The organism is Longispora urticae, from assembly GCF_053902585.1.
The window spans coordinates 14157-29516 of the sequence record NZ_JAQZSH010000022.1 but is presented as its reverse complement, the minus strand read 5'-3'; the positions used below and the strand labels follow the sequence as shown (position 1 = coordinate 29516).

The 15360-nt window shown below is 70.6% G+C and carries 16 protein-coding genes and 1 pseudogene; 11 read left to right on the top strand and 6 right to left on the bottom strand.

Features of this window, described 5'->3' with window-relative positions; translation table 11 throughout:
* Positions 1–59: 59 nt before the first annotated feature.
* Complete coding sequence (locus tag PT931_RS12700; RefSeq protein WP_456245929.1) at positions 60–1292, bottom strand: protein kinase domain-containing protein; 1233 nt, start codon at positions 1290–1292, stop codon at positions 60–62.
* Positions 1293–1484: 192 nt separating this feature from the next.
* Here PT931_RS12700 and PT931_RS12695 point away from each other — a divergent pair, with 192 nt between their 5' ends.
* From PT931_RS12695 to PT931_RS12685, 3 genes are all read left to right on the top strand, one after another.
* Entirely contained in the window at positions 1485–3023 is a 1539-nt protein-coding gene (locus PT931_RS12695; RefSeq protein WP_456245928.1) for an MFS transporter, read from the top strand.
* A 178-nt stretch (positions 3024–3201) separates the two neighbouring features.
* The gene (locus tag PT931_RS12690; protein ID WP_456245927.1) at positions 3202–3885 is read left to right on the top strand and encodes an isochorismatase family protein; all 684 of its coding nucleotides are present in this window, start codon (positions 3202–3204) and stop codon (positions 3883–3885) included.
* 172 nt (positions 3886–4057) lie between these two features.
* Positions 4058–4762 carry a hypothetical protein gene (locus PT931_RS12685; protein ID WP_456245926.1) on the top strand — a complete coding sequence of 235 codons (705 nt, stop codon included), beginning with the start codon at positions 4058–4060 and terminating at the stop codon, positions 4760–4762.
* A 227-nt stretch (positions 4763–4989) separates the two neighbouring features.
* Here the strand turns inward: PT931_RS12685 and PT931_RS12680 are convergent, their stop codons facing one another.
* Positions 4990–5493, bottom strand: coding sequence for a hypothetical protein (locus PT931_RS12680; protein ID WP_456245925.1), 504 nt, complete (start codon positions 5491–5493; stop codon positions 4990–4992).
* A gap of 76 nt (positions 5494–5569) precedes the next feature.
* On the opposite strand from PT931_RS12680, the gene PT931_RS12675 reads away from it, so the two are divergent.
* Positions 5570–5875, top strand: coding sequence for a hypothetical protein (locus tag PT931_RS12675; protein ID WP_456245924.1), 306 nt, complete (start codon positions 5570–5572; stop codon positions 5873–5875).
* Positions 5876–5949: 74 nt separating this feature from the next.
* Here the strand turns inward: PT931_RS12675 and murJ are convergent, their stop codons facing one another.
* The 3 genes and pseudogenes from murJ to PT931_RS12660 all read right to left on the bottom strand — a co-directional run.
* A complete protein-coding gene (gene murJ / locus PT931_RS12670) occupies positions 5950–7602 on the bottom strand; it encodes a murein biosynthesis integral membrane protein MurJ (RefSeq protein ID WP_456245923.1) in 1653 nt (550 codons plus the stop codon).
* Between the two features lie 65 nt (positions 7603–7667).
* The gene (locus PT931_RS12665) at positions 7668–8708 is read right to left on the bottom strand and encodes a twin-arginine translocation signal domain-containing protein (RefSeq protein WP_456246173.1); all 1041 of its coding nucleotides are present in this window, start codon (positions 8706–8708) and stop codon (positions 7668–7670) included.
* Between the two features lie 63 nt (positions 8709–8771).
* A pseudogene (locus PT931_RS12660) lies at positions 8772–8939 on the bottom strand (helix-turn-helix domain-containing protein); the annotation flags it as partial.
* Positions 8940–9195: 256 nt separating this feature from the next.
* On the opposite strand from PT931_RS12660, the gene PT931_RS12655 reads away from it, so the two are divergent.
* From PT931_RS12655 to PT931_RS12635, 5 genes are all read left to right on the top strand, one after another.
* On the top strand, positions 9196–9483 hold the full coding sequence (locus tag PT931_RS12655) for a hypothetical protein (protein WP_456245922.1): 288 nt from the start codon (positions 9196–9198) through the stop codon (positions 9481–9483).
* A complete protein-coding gene (locus PT931_RS12650; protein ID WP_456245921.1) occupies positions 9480–9836 on the top strand; it encodes a hypothetical protein in 357 nt (118 codons plus the stop codon). Before PT931_RS12655 ends, PT931_RS12650 begins: the two co-directional genes overlap by 4 nt.
* Before the next feature lie 93 nt (positions 9837–9929).
* Positions 9930–10190, top strand: a complete 261-nt coding sequence (locus PT931_RS12645) for a hypothetical protein (protein ID WP_456245920.1) — start codon at positions 9930–9932, stop codon at positions 10188–10190.
* Positions 10191–10292: 102 nt separating this feature from the next.
* Positions 10293–10727, top strand: coding sequence for a DddA-like double-stranded DNA deaminase toxin (locus PT931_RS12640; RefSeq protein ID WP_456245919.1), 435 nt, complete (start codon positions 10293–10295; stop codon positions 10725–10727).
* A 5-nt stretch (positions 10728–10732) separates the two neighbouring features.
* Complete coding sequence (locus tag PT931_RS12635) at positions 10733–11146, top strand: Imm1 family immunity protein (RefSeq protein WP_456246165.1); 414 nt, start codon at positions 10733–10735, stop codon at positions 11144–11146.
* Positions 11147–11158: 12 nt separating this feature from the next.
* On the opposite strand, the gene PT931_RS12630 is transcribed toward PT931_RS12635, so the two are convergent.
* The gene (locus PT931_RS12630) at positions 11159–11623 is read right to left on the bottom strand and encodes a hypothetical protein (protein WP_456245918.1); all 465 of its coding nucleotides are present in this window, start codon (positions 11621–11623) and stop codon (positions 11159–11161) included.
* A 125-nt stretch (positions 11624–11748) separates the two neighbouring features.
* On the opposite strand from PT931_RS12630, the gene PT931_RS12625 reads away from it, so the two are divergent.
* Both PT931_RS12625 and PT931_RS12620 read left to right on the top strand, forming a co-directional pair.
* Complete coding sequence (locus PT931_RS12625) at positions 11749–12300, top strand: NUDIX hydrolase (RefSeq protein WP_456245917.1); 552 nt, start codon at positions 11749–11751, stop codon at positions 12298–12300.
* A 196-nt stretch (positions 12301–12496) separates the two neighbouring features.
* Complete coding sequence (locus PT931_RS12620) at positions 12497–15286, top strand: ATP-binding protein (RefSeq protein ID WP_456245916.1); 2790 nt, start codon at positions 12497–12499, stop codon at positions 15284–15286.
* Positions 15287–15360: the final 74 nt, after the last annotated feature.

The following is a 15360-nucleotide window of genomic DNA, read 5'->3' as shown; positions in this document are numbered from 1 at the left end:
CCTGGCGGGTCCGGGGCCCGGCGCGTGGTGCCCGGGGCCCGGCGGGCAGGCCAGTGCCCTCACGGAGTGGGGCGGGTGCCGGACGCGGTGGCCGGCGTGGCCTCCGACCCGGTCGCCGGCGGGCCGGTGGTCGGCGGGACGGTCTGCTGCGGCGGGCTGGGAGCGGCGGACGACGGCCCGACCGTGGCGCGCGGACTCGGCGACGGAGACGCCGCGGCCGTGGGCTCGGTGCTCGGCGGTGCGACCGTGATCGTCGGGCTGGCCGTCTTCCCGGCTGCCGGCAGCACCGGCCGCGCCTCGGTCTGCCTGACCTCCGCCGTCGGAACCACCGTCGCCGGGGCCGGATCAACGGGATCGATCGGCGCGCCCAGCAGGCTCGGGTACGCCACGCCGGCCGCGAGCGCCGCCGCACCCAGCCCGGTGGCGAGGGCGACCATGACCGGCCACTTCCGCCGCTTCCGGGTCTCCGTGGGGGCCAGTTTCAGACCCGGGAGCTGCACGAGCGACGCGATATCGCCCTCCGCCCCGCTGAGCTGGGACAACAGGGCGCGCGCGGTCGGCCGGTCCTCGGGGCGCTTGGACACGGCGCGGGCCACGTGCGGGTACAGGTTGTCGGGCAGCCCGGACAGGTCCGGCGGCTCGTGCAGGATCTGGAGCACCCGGGTCACCGAGTCCCCCTCGCCGAACGGGTGCCGCCCGGTCGCCGCGAACGCCACCAGGCAGCCCCAGCCGAAGATGTCGGCCGCCTGGGTGACCGGCCCGCCCCGGGCCTGCTCGGGGGCCATCCAGCCGGGGCTGCCGACCATCATCCCGGTCCGGGTCAGGTCGGAGGAGCCGTCGACGGCCCGGGCCACCCCGAAGTCGATCACCCGGGGCCCGCAGAGGGACAGGATGACGTTGCCCGGTTTGAGGTCGCGGTGGATCAGTCCGGCGGCGTGGATCGCGGTGAGCGCGGCGGCCACCCCGACGGCGACGCCCTGGACGGACGAGCTGGGCAGCGGGCCGCGTTCGGCGACGGCACGGGACAGCGGGATGCCGTCCACGTACTCCGTGACCAGGTACAACCCCTGGTCGTCCTCGCCGAAGTCGATCACGGGTGCGGTGCAGAACGCCGCGACCCGCCGGGCCAGCGAGGCCTCCCGGCGGAAGCGTTCCAGGAACTGTTCGTCGTCGGCGAGCCTCGGGTGGATCACCTTGACGGCGACGATCCGCCCGTCCGGGGCCCGGCCCATGTGCACGGTCCCCATCCCGCCAGCGCCGAGCTTCCCGATGATCTCGTACTGACCGATCATGGTCCGCCGTCCCGAGCTCTGGACGCGCGTTTCGAACTCAAGATCACCCATGTTGCCTCTCGGAGTGCGCGTTACGTACTCAACGGGCAAAACCGGGCCGAGGTGACGGAGCGAGTCCGCGTCGTGACCCGCGCGACTACGATCACTGAGGTACCCATTCGTCACCCCTCATCCAGAGATCAGGTGTCAGCGATGGCGACTGAACGACAGGCCACGGTGGGCGGCGGCAACGCCCAGCCCGGGCGGCACCCGGGACTCGCGCTCGCGGTGATCACCTCCGCGCAGTTGATGATCATCCTGGACGCGACGATCGTGAACATCGCGTTGCCCCAGATCCAGAACGCCCTGGGCTTCTCCTCAACGGGACTGTCGTGGGTGCTCAACGCGTACACCCTGACGTTCGGCGGGCTGCTCCTGCTCGGCGGCCGGGCCGGCGACATCCTCGGCCGGCGGCGGGTCTTCATCTTCGGCATCCTGCTGTTCACGCTCGCGTCCCTGCTCGGCGGGCTCGCCCAGTCCGCCGAGTGGCTGCTGCTGGCCCGGGCGTTGCAGGGCATCGGCGGGGCCATCGCCTCCCCCACCGCCCTGGCCCTGGTCACGACGAACTTCGAGGAGGGCCCCGAACGCAACCGGGCCTTCGGCGTGTTCGCCGCCGTCTCCGGAGCCGGCGCCGCGATCGGCCTGATCGCCGGCGGCATGCTCACCTCCTGGCTCTCGTGGCGCTGGACGCTGTTCGTGAACGTCCCGATCGGCATCGTGCTGGCACTGCTCACGCCCAGGTACCTCAAGGAGTCCGAGCGGCACCCCGGCCGGTTCGACATCGCCGGCGCCATCACGTCCACGGCCGGCATGAGCCTGCTCGTCTACGGCTTCATCCGCGCCGCCGACAAGGGCTGGAGCAACACGGGCACCCTGGCCTCGTTCGGGGCCGCGGTGGTCCTGCTGGCCGCGTTCATCCTGATCGAACGCCGCAGCCAGCAGCCGATCACCCCGCTGCACCTGTTCGCCGACCGCGACCGCACGGGCAGCTACGTGGTCATGCTGCTCACCGGCGCGGCCATGTTCGGGATGTTCTTCTTCCTGACCCTGTTCGTGCAGAACGTGCTCGGCTACTCGCCCCTGCGCGCCGGCTTCGCCTTCCTGCCCGTGACCCTGGCCATCGGGATCACCGCCCAGCTCGCGTCCCAGATCCTGCCCAGGACCGGACCCAAGATCCTGATGATGATCGGCGGCACCCTGGCGGCGGGCGGCCTGATCTGGCTGTCCCGGATCAACGAGTCCAGCGGGTACGTCACCGGGCTGCTCATCCCCATGTGCATCTTCGGCCTGGGCATGGGCTTCATCTTCGTACCCGTCACGATCGTCGCCCTGTCCCGCGTGTCCAACCGGGACTCGGGCGCGGCGTCCGGCCTGCTCAACGCGACCCAGATGGTCGGTGGCTCACTCGGGCTGTCGGTGCTGGTCACGGTGTTCGGCACGGCCAGCCGCAACGAGGCCGCCATCCAGGTCAAACAGTTCCTGGCCTCGGCGACCCCCGAGCAGTTGGCGGCGTTCCAGAAGACCCAGGAGCTGCCGAAGCCGTTCTCAAGTCACGTGCTCGCGCACGGCATCTCGTCGGCGTTCCAGCTCGCCGCCGTGCTGGCCGTGGTCGCGCTCGTGGTGACGACCGTGGTGATCCGGCGGAAGGTGGCCGGGGAAGGGGCCGGGACCGTGGGAGCGCCGGTCGGCTGAGGCCCTGAGCCGCCGGCCGTGGTGGGCGGCTGTGGTGGGCGGCCCGGCCACCGGCGCCGGCACAAACCACGATCAACTTCATCATCTGGTTACGGTGGGACGTGACCGGGTCCTGAAGGGCTTCCGAGCCGTGGCGGCCCCCTCTGCCAGTATCAGTCCGTCCGGAATCGGGGAAGCCTTGTCATCGGAAGCCCACGCGAAGGTCCACCTCTGGCGGATCGAGGACCGGGAGTACGCCCGCCACGAGCAGCGGCGCGGCAGACGGCACGCGTTCACGACCATCGAGCCCCGCCGCACGGCACTCATCGTGATCGACATGGTCCCCTTCTTCGTCGCCGAGAACGAGTACTGCCGGGGCATCGTGCCCAACATCGGCCAGCTCGCCGACACCCTGCGCGACGCGGGCGGCACCGTCGCGTGGGTCCTGCCCGGCGCGGGCGAACCCTCCGACGTGACCGACGAGTTCCTCGGCCCCGACATCGCCGAACTGTTCCGGCGCAGCGGCGGCGAGGGCCCGCTGGCGGATCGACTGTGGGAGGAGTTCGAGGTCCACGCCGGCGACATCCTCGTGGAGAAGACGGCCGCCAGCGCCTTCTTCCCCGGCCGCTGCCCGCTCCCGTCGCAGCTGGAGACACGCGGCATCGACACGGTACTGATCACGGGCACCGTCACGAACGTGTGCTGCGAATCCTCGGCGCGCGACGCCAGCACGCTCGGGTACCGGGTCGTCATGGTGGCCGACGCCAACGCCGCCCGGCGCGACGAGGACCACAACGCCACGCTCCACACGGTCTACCGCTCCTTCGGCGACGTACGCCCCACCGCCGGCCTCCTCGCCATGCTCACCGCCCCGGCACCGTAGACGACTCGGGCTCCGGCGAGCCTTGTGAGGTCCCTGCGCCCTGATAGCGGTCTTGCGGTCGATCATTCAAGCCGAGAAAGTGTGCGGTGGCGCTGAGATATCGTTCGATCGGCTCATGCCGGGAGCCGGTTCACGTGCCCGCTCTACTCTCGACCCGACTACTCTGAGAACCATGAGCAACGCGGCCGGGGCGACGGCGACCCGCGAGGAGGAGATCGCGTTTCTGGCCATGGAGCAGGTGCTTCGGATCGACATCAAGCTCGCGGATGCCGGCGCTGGCGACAGAATGCCCGACGGCTCTTGGGTTTACCCTGACGGCCAGAAGGGCCGCGGCATCGTCGAGGTCACCTCGCCCCCGGCCGCAAGACTGTTGACACAAAGGGCACGAGCGAAAAAGGCTGGGCTGCGCCATACCGAGAGCGGGTCGATTTCTTTGCTCTTGAACCAGCTCGCGCAGGTGTGCAATGAGATGCTCGCGGCAGACTGGGCCCGGGAGAACATCAACAAGCTCCTGGCCCAACCGGCCGATGAGCGGCACCTCTTCCTCTTCGGGCGCAGCCACAAAGAAGAACACTACTTCTACCGGCTGTCAGATCCTGATGATGAAGGGAAAACCGAGCCCGTCGATGACCTTGTCCTCCCAGAGGGCATCTCAGACGTATGGTTCCGGGGCCGGGCACGGCGGGACCGTGGCCACCCAGGGGCCCCGATCGAACTCAGGTTGGCACGGTTTCACATGGAGTCGGGTTGGCACCGTTACGTGGTCCGGATTGAGGACCTGCACCTGCCGACCCCCAATCAGCATCTCGCCGATGATCGAGTTCCCGCTGGATTGCGACACCCCAAAGATCGATCTACCAGCACGGCCGATGACTGAGGCCGACTGGGTCGGCATTCACGTTTCGGGTGCAGGCTCGTTCGTGCTGCGGATCCTCGCGCCACGGGTCTGATCTGCGAGCGGCCCAGCGCTGGACGCCGAACCAGCGGCGCGATCAGCGCGAACCCGGCGAGGAGCACTCTGCGCCTGGGAGCGTCCGCGACCACTGCCCCGCGTGGAGGCCGCGCTCCGGCTCGTTCGGTCTTTCGCACGCTCGGACCGAGCGCTCACCGCGCGGGGGAGGGCAGTCCTGCGCGCTCCCGCCATATCGACGGATCGGCTGGCCCGGCGGTCCACACGATGACCTGTGCCACGGCTTGTTCGAACGTGTCGGCCAAAGAGCGGGTGTCATCGACGAGCAGCACGTGCTGTTCGACGTGGTGAACGTTGTGATCGATCGGGCACCAACAGCCGACGCCGAGTTGCGCGGTCACCGCCAGCTGCCCCGAGCGCGTCCAGCAGACATCGAGTTCGAGTTCCGTCCAGTCGCTGAGGCGGCTCTCAAGAGTGACGGCCGTACAGAGAATGACTGGTACTCCGACCCCGTCGGGGCCTGGAAAAGCCGCGTGATCTTCCAACCAATGCCAGTCCGGCGCGTCGGCTGCGGGCCGCGCCGCGTCGAGGGCATCCGCTGCGAGCCGCAGCCTGCCCACATCATCCTGCGCGACCCCCGGGAAAAGAACCTCCAACGGAGATTCCGGAATCGGACCACGAGTCATCCAGGTACTCATAGGAGTCAAATCTTGCCCGTCACACAGGTGCGTCGCAAGCGATCCACCCATTGCGGTCCGGAGCTACCATCGCGGCATGGGCGGAGTACACATCGGATGGTTCATCGCGGCAGGTGGGTTCGCCCTCCTGGTGGTTGTCCTCCTCCTGCTGCGGTCGCGGAGCCGGCGCCGTCCCGATCCGGTCAGGCTCGCCGAGGCGCGGGCGCTCGCCGCCAGACGACCGCACCGGTCCGCACCCCGCGCACGTTCCCGCACCGGCGGCGGGCGGGATCCGGGGGTCAACGGCACGAGCGGCGTGTGGATCCACGACCACGGCACCGTGAGCAGTTCGGACATGAGCCCGAGCGGGGACTCCGGTGGTGGCGGAGGCGGCGGGGACTAGGTTCTGTCCGGTGGACCCTGGGTTGATCGGCCGGCCGGGTTCGGCAGGGCGCTCCGCGAGGGTCCGCACGATGTTCACGCCCTGATGATCCTCGCGCGGACATGCACCACGAGTCGCCGGACGTCCTCCACGCGCATCAGAAAACAGCCGCCGACGTAGACCGCGACCAGCACCGTTCCGCTCAGGAGCAGGGCCGCTCCCGCCGAGAGTGTGTCACCCGGCAGCGTGGCCACGACGGCAGCGCTCAGGCCGGCCGCCACGGCGATCGGGATCAGCAGGCGCAGCACAGTGGTTCGGGCGTGCGCGGTGGGCGGGGGTCCGAGGCGGCGGCGGAGGAGTACGGCGCCGCAGATCGCGGCCACGAGGTAGGAGAGCGCGTTGCTGGCCATGAGGCCTGCGGCGATCCAGCGCACCGGGACGACGTGGACCACGAGCAGCGCCGAGGCCACGCGCACCAGGGTCACAGGGATGTTCAGCAGTGCCGGGGTGCGCAGGTCGGCGAGCGCGAAGAACGCGAAGGTCTGCAACTGGCTGATCGCGTACGGCAACAGGCCCGCTCCCGCGACCGCGATGACGATACCGGTGGAGACCGCCTGGTCATGGGTGTAGCGGCCCCACTCGAACACGGTGACGGCGATGGGTACGCCGAGGACCACGAACGCGAGGGCCACCGGACTCGCGACGACGGCGATCAGCCGGCCGCCCAGGGACAGCTCGGCTGCCGCCAGGCTCTGGCCTTCCGCCGGGTGCCGGTCCTCTGCGGGGCGGCGCTGATCCTCCGCGGGGTGCCGCGCTTCCTCGGGGCGGCGCTGGTCCGTTGACGGCTGCTGGTCGGTGGCTGCCCGGCTCAGGCGGGGTACCAGCGCGGTGATGATGGGCAGTGCCGCGATGCCGTAGCCCATCATCAACATCAGGTAGCCGTTGTTGTAGATCGCGGGACCCGGGCCGCCCTGGGCGCTGGCCACCCGCGCGAGTTTGAGCATGACGAGAACCCCGGCCTGGCTGACCCCGAGATACAGCAGGGTCCAACCGGCCAGCCGCCCGAGGGAGGCCAACTCCGCGCGCCGGACGTCGAACCTGGCCCGCCACCGCCACCCGGTCCGCCGCAGGGCCGGCCACAGCGCCACGACCTGACAGCCGACCGACAGGAGGGTACCGGCGCCGAGTACCGCGACCTGGGCGGACGTGATCGACTCCGGGGTCAGTTCCCTCGGGCCGGGGAGCAGGAGGAACGCGGCGGCGGTACCCATCAGGGCGAGGTTGTTCGCGATCGGGGCCCACACCGGCACCGCGAACTCGTCGTGCGCGTTGAGGACGGCCGTCAGCAGGGCGAACACGCCGTACAGCAGGATCGCCGGCAACGTCAGATAGGTCCACGTCGTGACGAGGTGCCGGCTGGCCTCCGGAGTGGCCTCGTCGGACAGCAGCCCGGAGATCCACGGGGCCGCCAGCGTCAACAGGGCCGCCAACAGCGCGAACATGCCCGTGGTCAGGGTGAGCAACCGGTCGGTGTACGCGCGTCCGCCGTCAGGTTGCGTGCGCGCCCGCACGAGCAGCGACACGACGATGCTGGCGATGGTGCCGCCGACGAGCACCTCGTACACGATGCCGGGCAGCATGGACGCCGTCGCGTACGCGTCCCCCACCAGGCCCGCGCCGATCGCGGCACCGATGATCGCCGTGCGGACGAAGCCGGTGAGCCTGGACACCAGCGCGCCGACGGCCATGCCGGCACCCTTCCGGGCGATGCCTCCGGCGTCCGGGGCGGTCCCGCCGGCCCCGGGCTGGGCGGTCACCATGCGAACTGGGCGATGACCTGGTCCAGGTCCCGGCCGAGGTCGGCCATCTCGGAACGGGACTCGTGCCGGACGAGTGCGAGCCGGAGTGCCTGGACCTCACTGATCATCCGAGTGGAGCGGACCCCGGCCAGCCGGGGCAGCACCGTGCGGGCCATGCGAGCCCCGGTGCCGGGGTCGCCATCGCCCTGACCGAGGTGCAGGGTCGCCATCCGCAGCGTCGCGAACATGGCCGCGCGGCTGCGGTCGTCTCCGAGGCCAGCCACCGCGTGCCCCAGGTGTTCGAGCGCGGCGGTCGTACCCGTGCCGCCTGTGGCTCGGGCGAGGAGATAGCCCGCGTACCCGATCGCGTGGTGCATCCCAGCTTCCGTGCGGAACGTGTTGAGCCAGACCGGGGCCGTCCCGGTCGTCGGGCCGGCGAACGCGTCCTCCGCACGGGTCAACTCGACCTGCGCGGCCTTCTGCCGTCCCATCGCGGCATACGCCTCGGCCATCACCCCGTGCACCGCCGACCGCAGCTGAGGAACGAGACCCGGGGCCGCGGCCGCATCGGCCATCCGTAGCGCCTCGTTGGGTTGACGCAGGTAGACGGCCTGATTCGCCATGTCGCAGAAGAGTTGGGCACGGACATTGACGTCACGGGCATCGGCGGCAACGGCGAGGCCGAGCTGGAACTGGCGACGTGCCTGGTCGTGCCGGCCGGAGTCGTAGGTGGCCCACGCCGTCCGGTCGGCCAGGTACGCGATCGTCCGGTCCAGCCGCCCGACGAGATCCCCGTTGATCGCGCGGGAACGCAGCTCCAGTGACCACCGCAGCAGTGCGGCCCCCTGGTCAGCTGCCAGGTGTCCGCCCCGTTGCAGATCCCACGACGCGATCTGGGCGGTGGCGTCCTCCACCTCGGCCACATCGTCAGCCCGAACCCTGGCGGGGACATGTGGAGTGGACTCTCCCACCAGGTCGACGAGTGGCACCCCGATCCCGCCGCTACCACCGGCCGCCAGGGTCAGAGCGCGCCCGAGGAAGTCGCGTCGATCCACAGAGTCACCTTCCGCGTCGTGCCCACCCGCCACGGGCGACGGCAGAATGCCCGTGAGCCTCACCCCGAGTGCCTTCTCGTATCCGTGGATCAGATGCGGGGTCACCGACCTCTCACCGCGTTCGACCCGGGACAGGTGACTCTTGTCCACACCCAACTGCCGAGCGAGCCGGTCCAGTCCGATACCCACACTGCGTCGGGCGGCACGGAGCCTCAAGCCAGAGTCTCGCACGACCTCTCCCCGCTCTCCGCGACCTCACCGAGGTTGCGGCAACTCGCTCCCAGTCATCGCGATGCTACGCCCCGATGGATGCCGCAAAACAGCGCAACCGTTGCGGCAACCCTGCAACCTCGCAAGTGGGCATGAGGCCGGCGTTGAATGGCATTCAGGCCAGCATGTGCGCGGCTGGTCGGCGATGACAGGCAAGGAGGCCGGGGAGCCTTCCCGGACTATGCCCGACCTCCTCTGACCCCGAGGGGCTGAATTCATGCTCAAGGTAACCCCGGCCCAGCGCAAGGAGTTGGGCGACAAGATAGTCAGTTTCATTTCCAGCTATGGGCCGGGCAGCATTGACGCCGCGTTGTTCGTAGACGATGAAGGTTCGTTCGGATTCAGTGCCGGCCCGGAGGTCCCTGCCGGATGTCGACTCATCATGAACCGGGCCGGGATCGACCGACTGATGGTCATGCACGTCTACACGCTGCCGGACCTCAACCGCCCGGACGGACGGGACGCGTTCGCCGAGCTGGTCAGCGAGAACGCGTGGCTCACGTGACCGCGCTCGACGGTCCGACGCGGGAGTTCGGGGTCTTCTCGGCGCCGCCCGTGCACAAGGCCTGTGACTCGTGCGCGGACGGCAGCTCCGTTCTCGCGTTGATCGAGGTGAAGACCAGTCTGCAACTCGCCGGGGGTCGAACGGGCGGGTGGCGGGCCGTTCGCTGCGGCCTTCACAACGGCTGGCACATGGTCAGGCGAACGCGCCATGCGAGAAGCGCGCCGCCGGACCCGGCCGGTCTTGTTCGAGGCGGGCGGTTGATCGGACGACTGGCGGTCGGCGTTCTGTTTCTCTTTCCCGCTTCCATGGCCGCGTATTACGCCGCCACCGTGAACGGGCTCATCCCCTGGTGAGCCCGTTCCGCACCCAAGGCACCGGCTGCACTGCCGTGCTCTGGAGCAGACCTCTCCTCGCGCCCCTGTTGCCCGCATCGCACGGAGGACCCCATGGCCGAGTTCGGCGACGTCTACCAGAAGATCGAGAGCACGAAGCAGGAAGTTGAGCTAGTCGTAGACAGCGCGGGAGTCATCGCGGAGCTCCTGGACGAGTTGGCGTCGTCGGTGGGTGCACTGGGCTTTCACTCCCGGTCAGCGGCATGCCGGCACGCGGCCGAGTTGGCCCGGGAGGCGATGTCGGCGGCCGGAAACATCATCCAGAAGCTTGAGGAGGTGCACTCCGGCGTCGTTATTGCCCAGGAGTTGGTTTGAGGGACGAAGCCGGGCGTGCAAGCGTGGCCGGCTGACGAGAACGACGAGTTGCCACAGCGGCGAGGCACGAGTGACGAACCAGAGCTGCCGGGGTGGATATCGGTGGAGAGCTTCGTCAAGGTCCTCAAACGAACCCTCCCTGCGCCGGTCATGCCCGGTAAGCGCCAAAAGACACACGGTCGGTGGCGTGACGACGACGGCAGGGTCCGCGGAGAGATCACATCGGGAGAACTGGACAACCTCAGCGACGACGCGCTGGAACTGATCAGGGGGCTCGGATTTCCCGAGCAGGCGGAGGCGATGGCAGCGCATGTGGAGATGAAGCTGGCGGTCATCATGCGGAGGGAAAGTCAGTCACACGCGACCTTGGTGATCAACAACCGCCCGTGCGGATTCGACCGAGCCGACTGGCGCTATGCCTGTGACAAGCTTCTACCCCAGGTTCTATACCCGGGCCAACGAATGACGGTCGAAGGTATGGGGCCGAACGGTGAGCCGTTCAGCAGGACCTACGAGGGAGGGAGTCACGCATCGTGAATTACATGATGTGGTCGCCGAATCATGACCGGGCGCTCGCCGGGATCGACGACGCCGGGGACCAGTTCGACCGTTGGGCGAGAATCGGAACCGCATGGGGTCCACATGCCGGGATGATCTTCGGCCCCCTTTCGGAAGGCCTCGACAGCCCGGACGAGTGGGATTCGAAAGCCCTGTGGATCGACGCTGACTTCGGAGCCGGCCGGGCTGCCGTCCGGTGGATACCTGATGGGTCCTACGGCGTCGAACTGGATACCCCGGACGGTCCGATCATCGCGGGATTCAATGAGCCAGAGGAGATTCCTGCGGAACTCGCGCGGGTTTCAGTGGCCAAGGCGCGGGAAGCAGTCATCGAGTATGTGACCACGGGGGAAAAGCCAACCTGCGTCAGGTGGGACACCGTCCAACCGAGTCATTGAGGCGGCGCCGCGTCAGGTCTCTGCGAGGAGGATGACGAGGAGTAGGAAGCCGGCGAGGAGGAGCGTGCACACGATCACGGTGCCGATGGTTCGCTTCAGGGACTGCCGGCGCTCGTACGCCCGGAACGCCGCCTGCCCCTCGGCGGTGTCGCGTCGCCAGGCGGGGTCGAGCCGCGCGGTACCGGCCGCGATCTCGTCCTGGACCCGTTGCACGTCCTCGGCGGCGTAGTACACGTTGATGGTCTCTCCTGAGGTCAGTGCCGTCGAGACCTGCCGCCGGCCCACGTGGTTGGCGTTCAACACCGGCCAGATCGTCCAGACGACCGGCCAGGCGAGGCCGACCTCGTAGCTGTCGAGGTAGCCCTTCGGCGCCGGGGAGGGTCTCGACTTCCGCCGGGCCAGGATCTCGGCCACCGTCATGGGTGGCGGGATGGTCCGCGGCTCCCCGTAGTCGTCGACTTCCGGATCGTCGGTCATCCCCTCACGATATAGACACATAGCGATCAATTTCCTCGGCCGGACGGCCATGAACCCACCGGCGCGGGCGGTGGCCGGATGCGCGCGGGGCGGCGGGGTGGAACCGGGCCGGGCATGATCGGCGCATGGTGGAGGACTGGGAAGTACTGGAGCGGCGGCTCGTGTTCCGGCACCGGCGGTGGGTGAGCCTGTACGAGGAGGATGTCCGGCTGCCCGACGGGACCGTGGTCGAGGGGTATCTGACGGCCGAGGCGCCGAGCGGGACGATGGTCGTCGGGCTCACCGACGAGGAGCAGGTCGTCGTGCTGCGGGGGTACCGGCACGGGCCCAGGGCGGTCACGTACTCGTTGCCCGGTGGGGGGCTCGACGACGGGGAGGACCCGCTGGTGGGGGCGCGGCGGGAGTTCCTGGAGGAGACCGGGTTCGCGGGTGGGGAGTGGACGCTGCTCGGCGAGTTCACGCACAGTGCGAACCGGGGCATGGGCACGGCCCATCTGTACCTCGCGCGGGGTGTGCGGCAGGTCGCGCGGCCCGAGTCCGGGGACCTGGAGGCGACGGAGGTCGAGTTGCGGCCGCTCGACGAGCTGCTGGCCGAGGTGTTCGCCGGCCATGTGCACGTGTTCAAGGAGGCCGGCGCGCTGGCCCTGGCCGCCGTGGCGCTGCGCGCGGAGGGCTGACCCGCCTGGGGGGCGGGGCCGGCGCGCAGGGAATCGGCCCCGCGAAGTGCCGCCGGGAGCGGAACCGGGCCTGCGGCGTACCCAGATGATGGGTTTGACCTGCGGGTTTGGGGTTGGGAACGCTTCGGGAACGGAAGGGGAGCGGCTGGGCTGAACCTGTACCCACGACAAAAGGCTGCGTGGGGAGGGACATCTGATGGACGAGCTCGTGGGACGGGAAGAGTCTCTGGCGGAGATCCGGGGGGTGCTCGAGGCCACGGTGGGCGGCCCGGGTGGGTGTGTGGTGGTCGAGGGGCCGGCGGGGATCGGGAAGACGCGGCTGGTGCGGGCGGCGGCCGAGCGGGCGGCGGCGCTCGGGATGACCGTGGCGCTGGGGCGGGCGGCCGAGGTGGACCGGGCCGGGGCCGTGGTGCTGATGACGGCGTTACGGGGGGTCGCGGTCGAGGCCGCCGAGCTGGCGGAGCTGGCCGGGCACGAGGACAACTGGTTCGCGCTGGTGGCGCGGCTCGGGGCCGTGATCGAGGCGGAGGCGCGGCGGCGGCCGGTGCTGATCGTGGTGGACGACGCGCAGTGGGCCGACGAGTTGACCGGGTTCGCCCTGCGGGTGCTGGTGCCGCGGTTGGCGGGCGAGCGGGTGGCGTGGCTGCTGACCCGGCGGTTGGCGCCGGTGGAGCTGTCCGCGCAGGGCACGGTGGACCGGCTGGTCGCCGAGGGGGCCCGGCGGGTCGTGCTCGGGCCGTTGGACGACGAGGCCGTGGTGGAGCTGTGCGCGCAGGTGCTCGGGGCGCGGCCGGACGCGACCGTGTCGAGCCTGGCGGCCGGGACCGGGCGCAATCCGTTCCTGCTGCGGCATCTGCTGCGCGGGCTGGTCGACGCGGGACAGATCCTGATCAACAAGGGCACCGCCACCGTGGTCGACGGCGAGCTGCCCCAGAGTTTCCTCGCGGCCGTGAGTCACCGGCTGCGTGGGCTGTCCCCCCTGACCCGGCGGATGCTGGGCGCGTGCGCGGTGCTGGGCCGGCCGTTCACCGCGTACGACGCGGCGGCGCTGATCGGGTCCACCGCCGGTGACCTGGTGCCCGCCATCGACGAGGCCATCGCGCACGACTTCCTCACCGAGCAGGGCGTGCAGGTCGCGTTCACCCATGATCTGATCCGCGAGGCGGTCTACAACAACCTTTCAGGACCCGTCCGAGGGGTACTGCACCGCGAGGCCGCCGCCGTCCGCAAGGCCCAGGGCGCCTCCCCCGTCGAGGTGGCCGAGCACCTGGTGCGGGGCGGGAGTACGGACCCGTTGGAGGTGTTGCGCGCGGCGGCGCAGCTCACCGGTCGGGGCGCGCCGGGCGCGGCGGCCGACCTGGTGCTGCGGATGCTGGACCTGCTCGGCGAGTTCGACCCGGCCCGGCCCGGTCTGGCCGCCGAGGCGGTGCGCCTGCTGGCCTCGGCCGGTCGGATGGCGGAGGCCCGGGAGCTGGGCGAGGCCGCGCTGCGGAGTGTGCGCACGGTGAGTGACGAGGCGGCGATCCTGGTGGGGCTCGCGGAGGCCAGTCGGCACGCGGGGCAGCCGGCGATCGCGGTGGAGTACCTCCGGCGGGCGTTGGCCATGTCGGGGCTGGATGACGCGCGACGGGCGCAGCTGCTGGCCGTGTGCGGGCACGGGTTGCTGGACGCGGGAGATCTGGCGGCCGCCGGACCGGTGGTGGAGGAGGCGGTCGCGCTGGCCGAGGCGGCGGGTTCGTCCGGCGCGGGTGCGGCCGGGGTCAGCTCGGCCGGGGCCGCTGACGCGCTGGTGCTCGGGCTCTCCGCCCGCAGCGTGCTCGCCCGCGCGACCGGGCACCTCGACCGCGCGTTGGTCGACGCCCGGGACGCCGTCGCCGCAGCCGACCGGGACCGGGGCGCGGCCACCCTGCGGCACCCCCGGCTGTGGCTCGGCCGGGTACTCGTCGCCCAGGACCGGTTCACCGAGGCCGAGGCCTGCTACACGATCGGCCAGCGCGAGGCCGACCGGCTGGGTACCGCCTGGTCACAGCCCCTCTGGCACCTCAGCCTCGCCCAGCTCCGACTCGCGCTGGGCCGGCTCGACGAGGCCCAGGCGGAGGCCGAGGCCGGCATGCAGCTCGCCGAGCAGTTGGCGACGCCGCAGCTCGCGGTCCGGTTGCTGTGCGTCCTCGCCCGGCTCGCGCTGCGCCGGGGCGACACCGAGCTGGCCCGGGGGTACGTGCACCGGACCCAGGAGCTGTTCGTCGACGGGATCGGGGTGGCGCCGGCCGAGCTGACGTACGCGATGGCGATGGTGCGGTCCGCGACCGGCCAGCACCGGGTGGCCATGGAGACCCTCGGCGCCGTGTACTCCGACGCGCCCGAGAGCATGCTCTTCCTCGGGCTCGACCACGGGGTGGCGGCGATGCTGGTCCGGCTCGCGCTCCGGGCCGGCGCCGTGGACCGGGCCACCTCCGTGGTGACCATGGCCCGGCGGCTCGCCGAACTCAACCCGTCGGTCGGCTCGCTCGCCGGGGCCGCCGCGCACGCCGACGGGCTGCTGCGCGGGGACGTCGAGGCGCTGCGGACCGCGGTGAAGCTGTTCCAGAACTGCCCGCGCGCCCTGGCCCGGGCCTCGGCGGTCGAGGACCTCGGCGTCGCGGAACTCGCGGCCGGCAACGAGTCGGCGGCCGGCGCCCGGTTCGAGGAGGCGCTCGCGGTGTGGGTCGGCTGCGGGGCGACCGGCGACGCCGAGCGGGTCCGGGGCCGCAAGGCGAAGCTCCGGCCCGAACCCGGCGCCGGCTGGAACAGCCTGACCGAGGCCGAACTGCGGGTGGTCCGGCTGGTGACCGAGGGGCTGACGAACCGGGAGACCGCCACCCGGCTGTTCCTGTCACCACACACTGTGGACAGTCATCTGCGGCACGCGTTCAGCAAGCTCGGGATCAAGAGCCGGGTCGAGCTGACCAGGCAGTTCTTCCACCACCGGGAGGCGCAGATCGCCTGAGCCGCACCAGGCGCCCGCCTGGCCCCATCCACCACGGAGCCGCTCAGATCGCGTGAGCGCGTGATGCTCCCCTC